Raw genomic sequence first — 18,950 nt, 5'->3', positions numbered from 1 at the left:
GTTTGGGAATAGGATGTATTCATTTTTGAAGAGATGACGCATGGCTATTGGCGAGAAGAAAACAATTAGAGAAAGTTGATGAAAGAAATTTAACTGTGATTTATTATGCTTGTTCAAGCAAACACTAGCTTCATAGTAAAGCGAGCATGGTGATTCTATGAGTATAAACAAAAAAAGTAAGATTATCATGCGAAAATCGAAATAAAAAAACAACAAAAAACACTCTGGAAAATAGCCGTTGAAAAAATGGCGGGTTCTTTACTACATTATAATTCATGAAAATTTCATCCGTTTTTCATGACAGAAAATTAAATAAGAAGAAAAAGGGAGATCATGCGAATTAGTGACACGTGATTAACGTTGATATAACAGCTTTTTTCACTTTCAAGCGAATTATTAAAATCACTTGTTATTTTTTAAAGTCAAATAATATGCTCTGAAAAAAGTTAATCGTTTTTCAGTAATCAAGAAATATTTTTTAAAAATAACTTGATTTTACATTATACAATACAAAAAGAATCAAGCAAGCAATAATAATTATCAATAAGTTAATTTTGTTGTATGAAGCAGAAGGGAAGATAAAATGAAAAAAAATATTGTTATGTGTGTTGCCGCAATGCTTCTTTTTTCAGGGATAACTTCTCCATTGTCAATCGTCGTGCAGGCAGTGGATGCTGAAAATGATGCAGTCACTCTATCACCCACAACTGAAACAGAAGAGTCGATTGATCAAACCATGCAAAGTGAAGAGACAGTCACACAGACAACAGAATCAGTAAAAGAGGAGGTGAAACAGTCAGAGGCACAGACACAAGAATCGATGACTGAAGAAAAACACTTTACTTTAACTTTTATGACAGATAGCACTCATTTATTCGAATCAGGAGCGGAAGTTAAAGAACTGACAGTTAAGGAAAACGAAAAATTAGCAAGTAATGATATCCCGATTTTTGCGGATGAGCAACCATTGAACGGTTGGGAAGTTGAAGGCAAACTCTATACAAATGAAGAAATCAGCGAATTAACAGTGACGAAGGATCTGCAACTAAAAGCAGTATTCAAACAACAGGCATTCCGTTCTTTAAAAAGTACAGATGCTTCGATCAAAGATACGATTGCTACAGCGGATAAGATGAAAGTACTTGTTGTACCAAATCCCACAGATAGCACGCAAGCTTACCAAACATATGCTGCATCAGATGCCGGAGTAAAAGCGGCATTAAATGATTTGTATCATGCGGGCAATATGCAAGATTACGTCATGTATATTGGATCAAACGTCACATTAACAGCTGCTACAGTCGCTAACAATATTCCAAGTACGGTCGATGCAACTAACGCTACGTTTGCCTCATTAAAAGATAAAGTAAATCAACTAGTGATCACTGGCCATTCAGATGATCCAATCACACAAGATTTAACGGTACCATCTGGTGCAAAAACACTTGCTTTTACAGCGAATGCTTACTTTGGTTCAACGATTACTTTACGAAATATTAGCTATACCGGCTCTTACTTCTATATGAATGGACACAGCTTGAATTTGAATGGAGGAGCAAACGGTAACGGTATTTCAATTTATGGTGGAACCAATTCAGGAGATGTCGTAGGGAATCCGGTGATCACTATCAATACGACAGGTTCTTATACATGGAATATCTTTGGTGGTAATCAAAATGGTGGCACGCTGAAAGGGAATACGAGTATCGTTATCAACAATACGAATAATGGGGGAATCAATACACTAGCAGGAGGAGCTAATATTGGTACCATTGATGGAAACGTCTCTACGATCATCAATAATGCTGGTGGACGAATCACGAATTTGTACGGTGGTGGAAATGGAACCAGTGCGACAAATACAGCAAATGTTACGGGAACTGTATCTACTACTATCGGGATTACCAATAGTGCAACAGGGTTTCAATTAAGTACCTTTTATGGTGGTGTCATCTACGGGAATATTGTTGGAAAAGTAACCAATAACATTTCTGGTTATGGTCGTTGGTACGGCGCAGGGGAACGATTCATCGGTGGGTCCTCTCGAGGAAATATCGGAACCAATCGTTCAACTGACGGAATCGAAACAAATTTGGATAGTAGTTTATACAGTGCTGGACGGGCAGAATTTGAAGGTGGCAATCGTTATACCGGTACGGTCACTGGGAATATCACAAATACGATCAAAGCAGGAACCCCATCTGCCGGTGGAATCAATGACTTCAATGGGGGCGCCGGCAATAACGTTGTTAAATTCAATAAAAGTGGGATTGGGGCATCAAATGAAACAACCTATGATGCGTATACACCACAACAAAGAGCTGATTTAGCCAAAGCTGCGGCAGAGTTCAAAGTCTTCGGTAACATCACCTCAAAATTAGTCAGTGGTTCATTCAATAATGGCGCCATTTGGACAACAGCAGCAGGTCGCGGTGGCTACATCGAAGGCAACACAACGATTGAAGTTGGGACGGCTAATGCAGATGGTTCAATCGGCGGAGCTGGCTTTGCCTATTCCGGATCAATGCCAACCGATTTAGCCTATTCGACCACGAAGAAAAATCGTGGAGAAGCTTCGGTTTGGGACGTTGTAGGTGGAGGTGGCTATCCTGCTTCAAATGATACATGGGACATCTACATTAAAGGAGATACACAAACGATATTGAATAATACCGTAGCGCGATGGACATATGGTGGTTCTTATTCGGGGGTTATTGAAGGAAATAGCTCAAACATATTGAATGGTGGAATCGCTGATACGTTAGAAGGTACGGGCTATGCAGGGACACGTGTGTATGGTAACGGACAAACCATCGTCAATGATGGTCAAGTAGACTGGTTCTTATCTGGTGGCGGATGGGATGACAAAAAAATTGTCGGAAACGTAGGAGTGACCGTTTATGAAGGAGTCATTAATGCTTCAATGGGTGCATCCTATGGCGCAAGTGCTGGACATACTGTTACTGGGAATTCAGATAATCGCATCTATGGTGGGAACTTCTCTGGTACTCCTCGAACTGGTTCTAACGGCTTTTCTGGTGGTATCACAAACTATGGGTCACTACTTGGAAATGCTAGTTTACTCATTGATTTACGAAACTATGACGGTGAATTCAAGTTACCAGGTAACACATATATCACAGGGGGGCGACCATATGGACAAAACACGAATTTGGGGACAAATACGGACAATACGATTACGCTGAATATCTTTACCAAACCAGGTGTGGATTCATTAAATGGTGCGAGCATTTATGGGGATGGTGGTAGTTATGCTACCTACACCCAAAATGGTTCGATCCAGATGAATATCCAAGCGGAGGGCTCTAGTATTGGTAATCTGTATGCTACACAGTATTCCAATATCAGCAGTGGGAAAATTTTGAGGAACGTTACCGCTAATGTTCAAGGAGCTGTTAGTATCAATGGTTTATCCGGTGGTTCAGCCAGTGATAACTTTACGAATACGATTGCTAATGCCAGTACAAACAAAGTCGTGTTCAATTTTGGTGAAAATGTCGATGGTACAAACAGCTATCAAACAGATCCAATCAATCTTACTGGACTAGGCATCGTCAATTTCACCGAATTAAATGTAACAAATGGATTGAAATTAATGGCAAATGGCGGAAATATCAAAAACGGCTTATCTGCGACTGCTGCCAATCATGCAACGACCTATCATTCATTTGGAAACATCCATTTGTCAAAAAATGCTGGGATCGGCGTTTCAACTTCTAGTAACTTAATTTCTGCAGCTAAGTTGACTATAGAGGATGAAGCCACTTTAGAAACGATTCCTGGAACAGGAAAAGTCAATATTTCAGATGTCGAGTTTCCTGATCCTGCAAAAGATGAATTAGTCTGGATCAAGTCAACTACTGGAGATTCAACAACGCAAGTAGATAGTACCGGTACATGGTTCGGCGCAACTAAAGCCTATCAAGTTTTGACAATCAATCCAACGATTGCCAATGCAACAAAGCTAACACCTTTGAATTTCAGAGGAACTGAAAAAGCAACTGGAAAAAGCTTCATCGGGGATAACGATGTCTCAAAATCCGGTAGTGGTTATGGTATTGCAATACCTGGTTCAGTTATCGATTATGAAGTAGAAAATCCTGGAATCGCTCAAGGCGAAGGAAGTATTTTTCATAACGTTAGTGAAGTGAAAGAAGGGAATGCGCCATTAGTCTTGAATGCATGGGGAACAGAAACCGCAGGTACAAAAGTTCAAAAAGGACGCTTGGTGATTCCATCAGGAAAGGGTATCACGCCAAAATTGAGCTTTGCGCCAGAAACACAAATAACTGGTTCATGGTTGTACCAAGCAGAAATCAACAGTTCAAAAATTGGCGACACACCTACAACGATTGCTGAACAAAAAGATTCATCAACGATCGATTGGCAATCGCCAGATAGCGAATACAGTTATGAGGTCAAAGTGAAGTATTCGAATGCTGCTGAGCTTTCTGCTAGAAATGTGATCATTTCTGAAAAAGAAGCACAAGATTTAGTCGATCAACAATCAGTTTTATCATTGATGGAGGCAGAGGGACGTCCATTCTTTACGGATTCGATCACCGCTGATGTAATGGACGAAATCAAGCAACCGCTAGCAGCAGATGAAGTTTCCAGAAAACATGTCATTGATTATAAAGTCGGTACGACGGGGAATGAAAAGGAACAACAAGCAAACTTGATCGTTGTAAAAAATGAAGCAACGATTTCGACTGATCGTAGTTTTGCAGTCTATGCAAAAGATGTTCGGATGAGTTTATCTGATGCCAATGCGTTGACGTCTCAACAAGAGTTGAATCAACGAACACTGGCACAAGTGATCTTAGCCGATGGCAGTGCGAATCTAGTACCAACGTTGACAGACACAACGTTTTCAGCAATCAAGGATACGACAGAAGCGGAAGTTTTAAAAAATGTTTCAACGACGTATAGCTATCGACTAAATGGAATAACGACAGAAAAAATAGTCAATGTAGCGATTACAGGGACTTTAGAACTTAAAGAAGTCCCAAACACGATGAATTTCGAGACACAAAAAGTTAAGACAACAACTCAAACGTACTGGCCACGGATCGAAGGTGGTTTGATCGTGAAAGATACAAGAGGTTCTGAACGGGACAATTGGCAATTGACAGTTACTGAAAAGCAACCTTTGACTTCTGGGACAATCCAACTTTCTAATGCACTTTCATTTACAGACGGTACAACGAACACAGTACTCGGTCCAAATGCAGTAATCGTGGAAGAAAAGACACTAACGACAAATGGGGAATATCTTGTCAATCAAGAGTGGGGACAAGCGAACAACAAAGGAATCAAGTTAACTGTTCCTCCGGAAAAACAAAAAATCGGAAGTTATCAAGGAACGTTATCATGGTCATTGGTTGCAGCACCCGGTAACCCATAGAAAAACACGACGATAGAGAATAGGTGAGAAAGATGAAGAAAAAAAGGTGGAAGATCCTTGTGTTGTTAGGATTTCTTTTTACACAAACGCCAATTGGTTTAGCAGAAGAAGAGCAATCGTTTAAAAGTGAGGGTGTCACAGGATTTTATGGCACCTATGAATATCCTGAAGCTGGAAGTAGCAGTTCTGATGAAGGAGTGGGCGACCCCACTTTACCCAACTCTACTCAAGACGATCAAACGCCCTCTGGAAAAAATGGAACAACTGTGGATCAGCAAGAGGCGATACAAGGGGATAGTAAACAGTTACCAAAAACTGGAGAATACAGGAGTAAACAATTTACGATCATTGGAAGTTTCCTTCTTTTGATCGTGTTGATAATAATTGGTATAAAAAGGAGAAGAAGAGAAAAATGAAAAAGACAACATTGTTAACAGCTGGAATTATTTTATTTAGTACATTAGTAGGAACAAGCACAGTATTTGCTGCGGATGAAACTGCAAGCTATGAGACAAATGGTGTGATCGCATTTGAAGCAGATACCGATCCAACAGATCCGGTTGACCCAACTGATCCCACAAGTCCGGTAGTACCAGTAGATCCAACTGATCCAAATGGGCCCAATCCAGGCACGAACGGACCATTATCAATTGATTTTGCTTCAAGTTTCCAATTTGGTAAACAAAAAATCACTACTGTTACTAAAGATTACTATGCGCAAGTCCAAACATTCACAAATGGTACAGACGGACCTAACTATGTACAAGTAACAGACAAACGTGGAACACAAGAAGGTTGGAGCTTATCTGTCAAGCAAGATACGCAATTCCAAACTGCCGCAGCAGAAGAGTTATCAGGTGCAGTACTATCCTTAAGTAACGGTGCAAGTGCATCGATCATGGATGATCAATACAAACCAGATCTAGTGACACAAAATACATTGACTCCTGGAAATGAATCAGTCTTGATGACTGCTGATGCAGGTAAAGGGATGGGAACGTGGATCTACAAATTTGGTACAGATGCAACAGAAGGCGCAACTGCTGTAAAACTTAACGTACCAGGTAAAACGGTCAAATTAGCGAAAGAGTATAGCACCACATTGACATGGAGCCTAAAATCTACTCCAGCGCCATAAAAGAAACATGTGAAAAAGGAATCACTTTGGGGGATCGTATGAAAAAAACAGTAAGTGGTTTAATGATCATTAGTCTTTTGACAGGAGTAACGGGGACCGTCCAAGCCGTCGATCAAGCCAAGTATACAAGTAATGGTACGGTCAATTTTATACCTGATACGGAACCAACCGATCCAGTCAATCCAATTGACCCTGATCCAGATAAACCGGTTCATCCAACTAATCCAGATGGAACGGACCCAGAACCAGGAACAAAAGGACCACTATCAATCGACTTTGCTTCAAGTTTTGATTTCGGCATGAATAAGATATCGAATAAAACAGAAACCTATTATGCTAAAGCACAGACTTATGTAAATGACGATGGCACATTTTCGGATCTAGTTACGCCAGATTATGTCCAAGTATCTGATCACCGAGGCAATAATGCTGGTTGGACATTGAAAGTATGTCAAAACGGTCAATTTAAGAACGATGACACATTAAACAAAACGTTGACTGGCGCGGTAATAAAATTGCAAGATCCGGTAGTCAAATCAAATGCAGAAGGTGTGGCTGCACCGACTGCGACCACTGAAATCAGCTTAGATCCAAACGGTGCAGAATCGATTGTTCTAAGTGCTGGACAAGATGCAGGTTCTGGCACATGGATCGAAGCATGGGGTGACAAAGTGGAGACAATCACAATGAAAGACCAAAAAAATAAAGACGTATCCTCAGTGGTTACGAAAAGTGTTTCATTGACCATCCCAGGTAAAACACCGAAAGATGCAGTTACGTATTCAACAATATTAACTTGGAATCTATCCGATACACCAGGAAATTAAGAATGGAGAAAATAAAAATGAAAAAATCACAAATGATCTTATTATCAACAATGTTATTAGGCGGAGTATTCAGCACAGTTAGCGTAGCGGCAGCTGATGGTGGGGAATATACTTCAAACGGTGTGATCAATTATGTACCGAATACAGAGACGACTGATCCAGTTGATCCACTTGATCCAGAACAACCAGTAACGCCAGTTGATCCAACAAATCCTGATGGTAAGCCAAATCCAGGTACAAATGGTCCATTATCGATCGACTTTGCTTCAAGTCTAGTCTTCGGTGAACAAAAAATCACGTCAAAAACGCAAACATACTATGCTGCAGCACAAAAATATAAAGATGCAAGTGATGTTGAAAAAGAAGGACCAAACTTTGTTCAAGTATCTGACAACCGCGGAACTGAAACAGGTTGGACATTGAAAGTAAAACAAAATGCACAATTCAAAACAGCGGAAGACCAAGAATTGACAGGTGCAAAAATCACATTATCAAATGGTAATGTCGTGACTGGTTCACAATCAGCAAAACCAACAGGCGTTGCAACTTTCAGCTTAGATCCAAGTGGTAGTGAATCATTAGTGATGAGTGCGAAAAATGGTGAAGGTGCTGGAACGTATTTGATGGATTGGGGAAATTCAGTGGATACTGCGAAAAATAGTATTGCATTAGAAGTACCAGGCTCAACGACAAAATACGCAAAAGCTTACCAAACAACGTTCACTTGGACGTTAACAGATGCCCCAGGAAACTAATATAAAACAATCTGGTTAAGGCAAGAGTGAAAGAACTTTTTGTCTTGACCTCAAAAAAATTGGTGCAACGCAGTGATATTGGTTACCTTTGAAGGGATAGAACGCTTCTGTCATAGCCTTGCCAACATCTAATTTATCAGGGAGTTAAAAATATTATGAAAAAAAGATTTATCCTTATTGTCAGCCTCATTGTTGCGATGCTAAGTATGGTTCCAGTCCAATCAACTTTTGCATCAGAATTTAATTTTGCGGTTACCCCAGTCATTCCCGAAAATCAAATCGATAAACAAAAAACATATTTCGATTTATTAATGGAACCGGACAAACAGCAAACAATCGAAGTCCAATTACGCAATGACACAGACAACGACATCACGATCGAAACCACGATCAACAGTGCAACAACTAATTTGAATGGTGTGGTGGAGTATGGTGAAAATAAAATTGAACCCGATAATAGTTTGGTTTACAATTTAAAAGATTATGCGAAAGCAGAGCCAGAAGTGACGTTACCAAAACATGCGGAAGTGACAGTGCCAATCACAGTCACTATGCCAGCAGAAAAATTTGATGGCGTCATGGCAGGTGGGATCACTTTTAAAGAAAAAACGGATGACACCCAGGACTCTTCTTCAGAAGATAAAGGCTTAGCCATCAAAAATGAGTACTCTTACGTAGTTGCATTATTGATCCGTCAAAATATGACAACTATCAAGCCTGATCTCAAAGCAACGAAAGTGGAACCGGCACAAGTCAACGCGAGAAATGTGATCAATGTACATTTGCAAAATCCTCAAGCGGTTTACTTGAATCAATTGAACGTAGCAACAACGATCACGAAAAAAGGATCAGCTGAAGTGCTCTACGACAGCCAAACGGAAAGTATGCAAATGGCCCCTAATTCTCACTTTGCTTACCCCATTTCTTTGAACGGTGAAAAGTTGGAAGCAGGGAAGTATACGATGAAGATGACTGCTTACGGTGAAAAAGCTGCAGATGGGGAATACAAAGTTAAAACTTCTAGTGGCTCTGAAGAAATCTATAAATATAAATGGGAATTTGAAAAAGACTTTGAAATCAAAGGTGAAGTTGCTAGGGAATTAAACGAAAAAGATGTGACGATTGAACAAGACAATACGTGGATGTATCTATTATTCGGTATCCTATTATTATTGATTCTTTTATTTCTACTTATTTTTTGGAAAAGAAAAAAACAAAAAGATGAAGACGAATCTGAAAATAAATAATATCAACCCCTGATAAAACAACGTCTGACTGATCAAATAAATAAGATCAGTCAGACAATTTTTGCTTGGAAACGTAGGGTTTCACTTACTTAAAATGTCTAATCAAAAAAGGGGGAGAAAAGTGAAAAGACAAAAAATCGCTATATTAGGAACACTTCTGTTCGTTGCAGTCTATTTTGAATCCTCCATCTATATATATGCAGAAACGATCATTTATGATCCGTTGAATCCAACAGAAGAAATCCAAATTCAACCAGTTACTCCCCAACGACCAGTAACGGATGAGAAAGAAGCAGAGGTTGGACACACCGAACAATCACAAGATACTGCAATCATAAATAACGAAAAGCAGGAAGTTGAAGAACAAGCACAAGCCAAATTACCTTATCAAGATTCTTCAATGCCTAAAAAAAAGCAACCAAGCAAACCCAAATCATTGGATAATCAGGGCGATATTATTAGCCAGATTGCTAGTACATCACGTAAAATAACCTTAGATGATCAATTTTTTTCTGATGATCACTCTCATAGCCAAGTGATGTTGCCACAGTCGAGTGGTTCTGGTTCTGCTAGTTCAGATAATAGTCAGATGGCAGCAATGAGCTACTTATTTTCAGGTACGATACTCTATGGAGAAAAACCAGAAGGTAGAGGAAATCAAAATGTTCAAACTATTTTTAGATAAGCCAGCGCAACGAAAGTTAGAGTTGCTACGTTATTTGGAAGCAAAGCCACTTTTAATTGAAAATCATGAAAAAGTGGTGGAAGAATTGGATATCTCTTATTTTTTGCTGAATAAGTCAATGGAAGAATTGTCACATGATTTTGTGGACTATGGGCTAACGGATGAATTTCAACTGTTTTTCGAAGGAAACAACGTCCGACTGATTGAGAGTGGTCGAGGGAATTCGACGATTTTAGGTGAAATGTATGTCCGCCATTCCTTTGGTTTTTTAATGTTACAAGAAATATTTTTTGAAACGTTCGAATCTGTCAATGATTATGCGATCAAAAATTATATCAGTCATCCCCTCGTTTACCAAAAGCTGAAAGACATGCGTACGAGATTAGCAGATAAAGAACTGACAGTCACAAAAAAATTCTTACTAAGTGGGGAAGAAGGCTCTGTACGTGGATTGGTGACGTTTTATTTCACCAAATTATACGGACGGGCTTATTCGGTTTATCCAACAGAAATCACAGAGCAAGTAGAAGAATTGATTCGATTCCTTGAACCGAAATTCGCTGCTTCATTTACAGGTTTTAGTGAAACAAAACTCCAACATTTTCTTTCAGTCAGCTTGATTCGAATAAAGCAAGGTTGGCGAATGTCCGAGAATAAAAAAAGTCAATTGACATTCAATAAAAAAATGTTACAAACAAATGATTTCTTTCGAAGCATATTTTCCTGGCTTGAAAAAGAGGCAAAAATCGATACGGAAAAAGAGCTATATAACGAAGCGCAACAGATCTTTGCTTATCTTGTTGTCGAAGGAGCAATCAATGAGCCGGAACTTATTGAGGAAGTGACGCTAAAGGAAGTAATCGCGTTGAATGACTTGTTTCTTGAAGAACTTGGGCAAGCATTCATTCTCTCAGAGAATCAGCTAAAAGAAATCAGGAGACAGCTGACAGTCTTGCATTTGAAGATCAAATATTTCAAAGAAGAAAATATTGATGACAATAACAACCTGGATGTCACTTATTTTTATGAAATGTATCCGGAATACTTTTTGTTTTGCAGAGATTACATCCAAAAACAAAAAAAGAACAAGCAAATTTGGCTCGCAAAAGAATTTTTATTTTTTCATTATGTGCTAGTGATGATGGATATATTACCCATCGATCAGCAATTGAAACCGCTCCGTATTTGTATTGATTTTTCCTTTGGACCACAATTTAATGCGTTGATCAAAAATAATATCCAGAAAATCTCAGACTTGAATATCATCTACCAAACGAAGGCAGATGATGAAACAGATCTACTCTTGACAGATAAGGAAATCTGTTCTTTTGGAGACTTGTTCCAAATCATTTGGTTAGTTCCTCCAAGGGCGGTCGATTGGGCCAATTTTACGAATCAATTATTAAAGATTCGTAGAAATAAAATAACTAAAATGAATCCAAATAATTGAGTGCGGAGGGTGAGTGTAATTATCACTCATAACAAAAATGCTTGAGATCCCATTGGTTTGAATGAAAAAACATGATACACTACAGATATTGTTTTTTTGAAAGGATCAGTGGATATGAAGGGTGCAATATTTGATTTAGATGGACTATTAGTTGATACAGAAAGAACTTATCGTGACGGTTGGCTATGGGGATTCAAGCAATTTGATATCGAAATACCTCAAGAAATCGTTGATACATGGGGTGGGAAAAATTGGAAACAAAGCTATGATTTGTTGATCAAAATGGCGGGAACAGCGGAGATGGTACAAAAGGTTCGTGAAAAACGCGAAGAATATTTTTACCAACAACTGCATAGTGGCGCTATCCAATTGAAACCTCATGCCAAAGAAGTGTTGAAAGAATTGAACGACCAAAAACTCATTCTTGGTCTAGCAACGACGACGGTCACAAAACGAGCAACCAATATCTTGGATCAATTTTCTTTGAAGCCTTATTTCCATACATATACTTTTGGGGATGAAGTGTCTGAAAATAAACCTTCACCAATTCCTTATCTAACTGCGCTAGAGCGGTCGGGATTGACAGCGTCAGAAGCCTTTGCAGTGGAAGATTCTTTGGTTGGTGCGACCGCCGCATCACGAGCAGGAATGGGTGTTGTTTTGATTCCAGATTCAAGCTTTGATCGGGCTTATACCGAAAGGGAAAAAGCAGATTTATCGATCTTAGCGGAAGGTACCGATCTTTTGATCGTGTTGGAGATGTTAGAAAAAGAAAAAGGAAAAAAATAAGCGGCTGGAAATCCAGTGCCACCAACGATTTTTTTATTGATCAATCGACTGAGTGCTTATTTTTTTAAATTTCTTGCTTGACTTTTTGTTTTCAGTTAGATAAAGTGTTCTCAACAACAAAATATGGATTCGTTGATAAGGAAAGTAAACTTGGAAACTTCAAAGAGAGGCTCTGGTTGGTGGAAAGAGTCAAGTAAGAAAAGTTGAAAAATGGCCTTGGAGGATAACTTGTCGATAAGTAGGCAAGTTCGGAAATGTCTGACCGTTAAAACGGACAACCAATCTCTCGTCAAGAGATGTTGGATTGAGGGAAGGAAACTTCCGAATAAAGGTGGTACCACGATACGTCGTCCTTTTATCAGTAGATTTATGCTGATAAAAGGATTTTTTTTATATTTTTTGCGTTGAAATAGTAAGTACAAATACATAAACCTTTAACAGAGAGCTTCGGTAGCTGAGAAGAAGCAAGGCGGCATATTTGGAAAATGGCTATTGAGCAATTCACCCCGAGCAAAATTGTGAGATGGTGACGGTCGCAACCGTTAGCTTGCTAGAGTATGTTTGTACTCGAAGAGGAGTTACATGTAAGTGTAACTTGAACATGAGGTGGTAACACGCAAAAAGGCGTCCTCAAGAAAGTGATGAGTCATTTTCTTGAGGATGCCTTTTTTTATCGTCAAACCGAAGGAGGAGTAAAAATGATTGAATTACAAGCAATAAATGTTTCTTTCCAACAAAAAGAAAAGACGATCCAGGCAGTGAAACAGGTGGATCTTTCGATTGCTAAAGGGGATGTTTACGGTATCGTAGGTTATTCAGGTGCTGGGAAAAGTACGTTGGTTCGTGTCATGAACCTGTTACAAAAACCAACAAGTGGCAAAGTCATCATCAATGGAACAGAGTTAGGGAAACTATCCCCGAAAGAATTACGGAAAGAACGAAAATCGATTGGGATGATTTTTCAACATTTTCACCTAATGGAAAGTCGCACGATTTTTGACAACGTCGATTTCTCGTTGAAATATACGAAAAAATCGAAACAGGAGCGTCGTCAAAAAGTCAATGAGCTTCTAACATTAGTCGGGTTAGAAGAAAAAGCAACTGCTTATCCAAAACAACTTTCAGGAGGACAAAAGCAAAGAGTTGCTATCGCTCGTGCATTAGCTAGTGATCCGCAAGTGTTACTTTGTGATGAAGCAACGAGTGCCTTAGATCCAAAAACGACTCATCAGATTTTAGCTTTGTTGAAAAAATTGAACCAGCAATTAGGGTTGACGATCGTTTTGATCACACACGAGATGCAAGTCGTTAAAGAAATTTGCAACAAAGTAGCCGTGATGGAAAACGGGGAAGTAATCGAACAGGGAAGTAGCGTTCAGATTTTCAGTGCACCAAAAGAAGTTTTGACGCAAGAGTTTATCCGAACAGCCACCCACGTTGACCAAGCATTAGAAACGATTTGCTCGCATCGTGCTTTTGCAGATCAGTTGACCAATAAATGGTTAGTGGAATTGAGTTATGTGGGCACACAAACAAATGAACCGTTGATCGCACAACTTTATAGCAAATACCAAGTGAGTGCGAATATTTTATACGGCAATGTAGAACTATTGCAAGAAACCCCATTAGGACGATTGATCGTTACTTTATCAGGAGAGATCCATCAACGAGAAAAAGCCTTGGCTTATCTCATTGAATCCGGTGTACAAGCAACGATTTTACAAAAAAATGGAGCAAGTAAGGAAATGAAAGTGATTCAAGGAGGACGCTGATATGACCCATTTCTTAGAAACCTATTTACCCAATGTCTATTCGATACCTGATGAATTTATTGAAGCGACGAAGCAAACGTTGTATATGTCTTTTTGGACCGCGTTGATCGGAGGTGCAATCGGTCTCGGTTTTGGGATCATATTGGTTGTGACACGGCCCCAAGGATTGCTTGAAAATCGCTTACTTTATGAAGTGCTAGACAAAGTCATCAATGTTGTCCGCTCGATTCCCTTTATCATTTTACTTTCTTTACTGGCATTGACGACTCGCTTTTTAGTTGGTACTACGATTGGTGCGAAAGCTGCTTTAGTCCCTTTGATCTTTGGCGTTGTGCCATTTTTCGCTCGACAAGTAGAAAATGCGTTGTTAGAAGTAGATCCTGGAGTGATTGAAGCGGCCGAATCAATGGGAACCAGTCCATTAGGGATCGTTTTTAGAGTCTATTTGATCGAAGGATTGCCAGGGATCATTCGTGTCTCTGCATTGACGATCATCAATGTCATTGGCTTGACTGCCATGGCAGGAGCGGTTGGCGCAGGAGGATTAGGAAACCTAGCGATCTCTCGTGGGTACAATCGTTTTCAAACAGACGTGACTATCGTCGCCACTTTGTTGATCTTGATCCTTGTTTTCTTAAGTCAATGGATCAGCAACTTATTGATCAAAAAAATATCACATTAAACTGGAGGAATCATCATGAAAAAAATCATTCGTTATACAGTACTCGCTTTTGTTGCACTTATTTGGTTGGCTGGCTGTAGCCAAGGAAATGCCGAAACAGACACAAACAAACAAACGACAGTAAAACTTGGGATCATTGGAGAGGACACTGACGTTTGGGATGATGTCAAAGCACGTTTAGCAAAAGAAGACATTGACTTAGAATACGTGAAATTTACCGACTATAATCAACCGAATGCTGCATTAGCGGATGGCTCGATCGACCTCAATGCTTTTCAGCATCAATTCTTTTTAGACAATTACAATACGGAACACGGAACGGATCTAGTCTCGATCGGAAACACAGTGAATGCACCTTTAGGAATCTATTCCAATACGATCCAATCCATTGATGATATCAAGGATGGCGCAAAAGTAGCGATTCCTAACGACGTCACAAACGGCGGACGGGCATTGCTATTGCTACAAACAGCTGGTTTGATCAAAGTCGATCCAGCGAAAGATCAAACACCGACTACTTCAGATATTACTGAAAATACAAAGAACCTAGACATTTCTGAACTGGATGCCTCACAGACAGCTCGTGCATTGAATGACGTGGATCTTTCAGTGATCAATAGTGGTGTCGCAGTTGATGCAGGATTGAACCCAACGAGTGATGCGATCTTTTTAGAACCTGTCGATGACAGTGCCAGACCATATGTCAACATCATTGTAGCAAGAAAAGAAGATGAAAATAACGAAATCTATCAAAAGATCGTTGACACTTATCAAACGGAAGAAACAGCAAAAGTGATCGAAGAAACATCAAAAGGATCAAGCGTACCTGCTTGGGAAACATTTGGTAAAAAATAAAAAGCAAAATGGAGGAAGCCAATATGACAACATCTACTTTAACAACACATTCTTTTAAGGAAGCAATCCACCAACGATTGGCTGAATATCAAGAACTAGCACTAGATATCCATGATCATCCAGAGGTCAGTAACTATGAGTTTTATTCGTCAGATGCCTTGATCAAACAATTAGAAAAAGAAGGATTTTCTGTGACAAAAGATGTAGCTGGTCATCGAACAGGATTTGATGCTCGTTACGCTTCAGGAAAATCAGGACCAACGATTGCTTTTTTAGCAGAATTTGACGCTTTACCAGGAATCGGTCATGCTTGTGGACATAACTTGTTTGGTACGTATTCTGTCTTAGCTGCCAGTGTCTTGCGCGAACGAATTGCTGAAATCGGTGGAGAAATCCGGGTATATGGCACACCTGGCGAAGAGGGAGGCGAAAACGGATCAGCTAAAGGAAGTTTTGTACGGGAAGGCTTTTTTGAAGATGTGGATGCTGCCCTTTGTGTCCATCCCGCATACCGTTACGGCAAAACGACAGAATCATTAGCGAACGATCCGGTGGACATCAAGTTCCATGGTGTTGCTTCCCATGCAGCCGCCGCACCAGAAAAAGGAGTGAATGCCTTAGAAGCGTTGCTTCAAGTGTTTAATGGAATCAATGCGTTGCGCCTGCAATTGCCAAAAGACGTTAATATCCATGGCATCATTACGGATGGTGGGGTCGCTGCGAATGTGATTCCTGAATATGCGGCGGGTCGATTTTACTTGCGAGCAAAAAATCGCCAGACATTGAATGCGGTGTATCAAAAAGTCGAAAATATCGTGAAAGGTGCGGCTTTGAGTACGGGAACAAGTTATGAATTTGGGTTGTTCCAAAATTCGGTTGATGATGTGATCGTGACGCCTTCATTTGATGCGCTGTTCTTCCGCCATGCGGATGTAGCAGGTGTACCTGATGAAGAAATCGAAACAAAAGAACAAACAAGTCTAGGCTCTTCTGATGTTGGTAACGTGAGTCATGTGATTCCGACGATCCAACCAACCGTCTCGATTTCTGATGAATATATTGCCGGTCATTCTGAAGAATTTAAAGCAGCTGCTCGCAGTGAAAAAGGACTAGCTTCGATTGCAATTGCTGCTGAACTATTGGCAAATACTGCCTTAGATCTATTTGAAAAACCAGAACTTCTAGATAAAATAAAGCAGGAGCATCAAGCAATCCTTGCAAAAAAATAACGGGAGATGATGGATGGGTGAAAGGATTAGATCGTGATAAATCAAAACATTTGTTTTCAGAAAAAATACATTTAGATTGACAAACTGGACAGATGCAGGTAAACTTCATGAAAGTTCACTTTTCACCCAGTAGTAGTTTTGGTGTTTTGTTCAGAAAGTCGGTGGTTGCTGCGAACCGACCAAGCCAGTTCTATGAATTACAGGAAAAGTTTTAACAATTAAATCATTCAAATCAAAGTGAAAAACAGATCTGTTTTTAATTAAGGTGGTACCGCGGAGAAATTCGTCCTTAGTTGAAAACAGATCTTTTTGTCTTTTTAGGGAGGAAACACAGATGAATTGTGGCGGAGTCATTCGATATCGAAGCTTTTTTAAGACGTAACAAACTTAAAAAAGGAGAATGGATATGGAAAAAATAAAAAAACCTAGTTTTATAGAAGCAGTGAGTGTATTAATAATTATCGTTGCAACGATAGCAGCCGGAGTAGTTGGCTTTAAGATTTCACCGAATATCGCGATTTTGATTGCTATTGGTATGGTCATGGTCTACGCAGTAGTGAAGAAACAGCCAACCGATCGATTACATGAAGGAATCATCAATGGCCTCAAACCGGGGATCATCCCGATCTTTATCTTTATTTTAGTCGGCGCATTGATTGCGGTCTGGATCCAAGCGGGCATCATCCCAACGTTGATGGTTTATGGTTTTAAAATTATTAGTGTCCCGTGGTTTGTGCCTTCAGTTTTTGTTGTGTGTGCCATCGTCGGCAGTGCAGTCGGTAGCGCCTTTACCGTCATGTCAACGATCGGTATCGCCTTTTTCGGTATCGGCACAACGTTGGGATTGAATCCTGCATTAGTTGTCGGTGCCATTGTTTCTGGAGCAGTTTTTGGAGATAAGATGTCGCCATTATCTGAATCGACAAATCTGGCAGCAGCAATTGTTGATGCTGATCTATTCAAACATATCAAACATATGATGTGGTCAACACTTCCGGCATTTATTGTTTCTTTGATTTTGTTTGCATTTTTAGGACATACAGATAAAGGTGCTAGCTTGACAGAAATCCAAAATGTAACAACCATTTTAGAAAACAACTTTACGATTTCAATCTGGTCTCTAATACCTTTATTCTTGATGCTGGTTTGTGCTTGGAAAAAAGTTCCAGCGATCTTAACGATCCTGTTGAATATTGCCGTAGCAGTTGGAATGATATTTATCCAAGATCCAAGCACTTCCTTCTCAGGACTAGCGACAGTCCTCGAATCTGGTTTTCTATCTGAAACAGGAAACGCGCAAATCGATGCGTTACTTAGCCGCGGTGGGATCGAAAGTATGATGCCTACAGTTTCCTTGATTATTCTGACGCTTTCATTAGGTGGTTTATTGATCGAATTTGAGTTGATCTCTACAGTTATGGAAGTGGTATCGAAGAAAATGACGACGACACCTAAACTGATTTTTACGACACTGATGACAAGTATTGGCGTCAATCTGTTTATCGGTGAACAGTTCTTATCTGTGATCTTACCCGGAAATGCGTTCAAAGAAACATACAAAAAAGCAGGACTTGATCCAACTGTTTTGAGTCGTACTTTAGAAGATGGAGGGACAGTCATCAATTACCTTATTCCTTGGGGGATTGCCGGTAGTTTTGTTGCCAGCACGTTTGGGATACCAACGATGACCTACTTACCATTTGTATTCTTTAGTTTGCTTTCTCCCGTCTTTTCGATGGTCAGTGCCATTACTGGTTTAGGTATTGCAAAAAATAAAGAAAAGCAGGAACAATTGAACGTTGCGAAGGAAACGATATAAACTCAAATAAATAGTCACCCGATCAGCGGGGGACTATTTTTTTTGGATAATCAAGGGTTTGACTCATCAATTGAACGTATCGATGAAGTGAAACAACAACTATTCAAGTATCGTTGCAAAAAATGAGGGTGATCTTTTTTGACGAATGGGTCATCCAGGCTCAAAATTCTCTAAAAAGACTAATAAAAACCAGCTAGAAAGCTCAAAGATCTATCAAGTGATCTCGTATTTTCTAGCTGGTTCATGGGGAAGTTTTAGTTATCTATCTTTATCA

General features: G+C 39.6%; 14 protein-coding genes and 2 other annotated features. All 14 genes read left to right on the top strand.

Translation table 11 applies throughout. The features are described 5' to 3' along the window. The first annotated feature begins 583 nt into the window (after positions 1–583). The 14 genes from IGJ19_RS11055 to nhaC all read left to right on the top strand — a co-directional run bounded on the left by IGJ19_RS11055 (position 584) and on the right by nhaC (position 18,676). A complete protein-coding gene (locus IGJ19_RS11055) occupies positions 584–5,428 on the top strand; it encodes a beta strand repeat-containing protein (protein ID WP_430604002.1) in 4,845 nt (1,614 codons plus the stop codon). Between the two features lie 32 nt (positions 5,429–5,460). Then, on the top strand, positions 5,461–5,844 hold the full coding sequence (locus tag IGJ19_RS11050; protein WP_430604000.1) for an LPXTG cell wall anchor domain-containing protein: 384 nt from the start codon (positions 5,461–5,463) through the stop codon (positions 5,842–5,844). Next, entirely contained in the window at positions 5,841–6,566 is a 726-nt protein-coding gene (locus IGJ19_RS11045; RefSeq protein ID WP_071867178.1) for a WxL domain-containing protein, read from the top strand. Before IGJ19_RS11050 ends, IGJ19_RS11045 begins: the two co-directional genes overlap by 4 nt. Positions 6,567–6,604: 38 nt before the next feature. Beyond that, positions 6,605–7,393: a WxL domain-containing protein gene (locus IGJ19_RS11040; protein ID WP_071867177.1), complete on the top strand. Its 789-nt coding sequence runs from the start codon at positions 6,605–6,607 to the stop codon at positions 7,391–7,393. Positions 7,394–7,410: 17 nt separating this feature from the next. Beyond that, positions 7,411–8,148, top strand: a complete 738-nt coding sequence (locus IGJ19_RS11035) for a WxL domain-containing protein (RefSeq protein WP_019724077.1) — start codon at positions 7,411–7,413, stop codon at positions 8,146–8,148. Between the two features lie 155 nt (positions 8,149–8,303). Further along, positions 8,304–9,395, top strand: coding sequence for a DUF916 and DUF3324 domain-containing protein (locus IGJ19_RS11030; protein ID WP_071867176.1), 1,092 nt, complete (start codon positions 8,304–8,306; stop codon positions 9,393–9,395). A gap of 121 nt (positions 9,396–9,516) precedes the next feature. Beyond that, positions 9,517–10,080, top strand: a complete 564-nt coding sequence (locus tag IGJ19_RS11025; protein WP_430603997.1) for a hypothetical protein — start codon at positions 9,517–9,519, stop codon at positions 10,078–10,080. Further along, positions 10,058–11,530: a helix-turn-helix domain-containing protein gene (locus tag IGJ19_RS11020; protein WP_071867174.1), complete on the top strand. Its 1,473-nt coding sequence runs from the start codon at positions 10,058–10,060 to the stop codon at positions 11,528–11,530. The genes IGJ19_RS11025 and IGJ19_RS11020 overlap by 23 nt, the downstream gene beginning before the upstream one ends. Positions 11,531–11,644: 114 nt before the next feature. Then, entirely contained in the window at positions 11,645–12,319 is a 675-nt protein-coding gene (locus IGJ19_RS11015; RefSeq protein WP_071867173.1) for an HAD family hydrolase, read from the top strand. Between the two features lie 123 nt (positions 12,320–12,442). Next, positions 12,443–12,677, top strand: a binding site (T-box leader). Positions 12,678–12,714: 37 nt separating this feature from the next. Then, positions 12,715–12,954: a binding site (T-box leader), on the top strand. 63 nt (positions 12,955–13,017) lie between these two features. Next, positions 13,018–14,091 (top strand): methionine ABC transporter ATP-binding protein, encoded by a 1,074-nt coding sequence (locus tag IGJ19_RS11010; protein WP_430603995.1) that lies wholly within the window; start codon positions 13,018–13,020, stop codon positions 14,089–14,091. Position 14,092: 1 nt separating this feature from the next. After that, positions 14,093–14,773: a methionine ABC transporter permease gene (locus tag IGJ19_RS11005; protein ID WP_071867172.1), complete on the top strand. Its 681-nt coding sequence runs from the start codon at positions 14,093–14,095 to the stop codon at positions 14,771–14,773. Positions 14,774–14,788: 15 nt separating this feature from the next. Next, on the top strand, positions 14,789–15,628 hold the full coding sequence (locus IGJ19_RS11000) for a MetQ/NlpA family ABC transporter substrate-binding protein (RefSeq protein ID WP_071867171.1): 840 nt from the start codon (positions 14,789–14,791) through the stop codon (positions 15,626–15,628). Between the two features lie 23 nt (positions 15,629–15,651). Next, a complete protein-coding gene (locus tag IGJ19_RS10995) occupies positions 15,652–16,857 on the top strand; it encodes a M20 family metallopeptidase (protein WP_071867170.1) in 1,206 nt (401 codons plus the stop codon). A gap of 406 nt (positions 16,858–17,263) precedes the next feature. Then, complete coding sequence (gene nhaC, locus IGJ19_RS10990; protein ID WP_071867169.1) at positions 17,264–18,676, top strand: Na+/H+ antiporter NhaC; 1,413 nt, start codon at positions 17,264–17,266, stop codon at positions 18,674–18,676. Positions 18,677–18,950 lie beyond the last annotated feature (274 nt).

It is taken from the genome of Enterococcus sp. DIV1368b (assembly GCF_050529595.1).
Taxonomy (GTDB): domain Bacteria; phylum Bacillota; class Bacilli; order Lactobacillales; family Enterococcaceae; genus Enterococcus_B; species Enterococcus_B mundtii.
The sequence above is the reverse complement of the archived record's forward strand: the minus strand, read 5'-3'. Positions and strand labels throughout refer to the sequence as shown.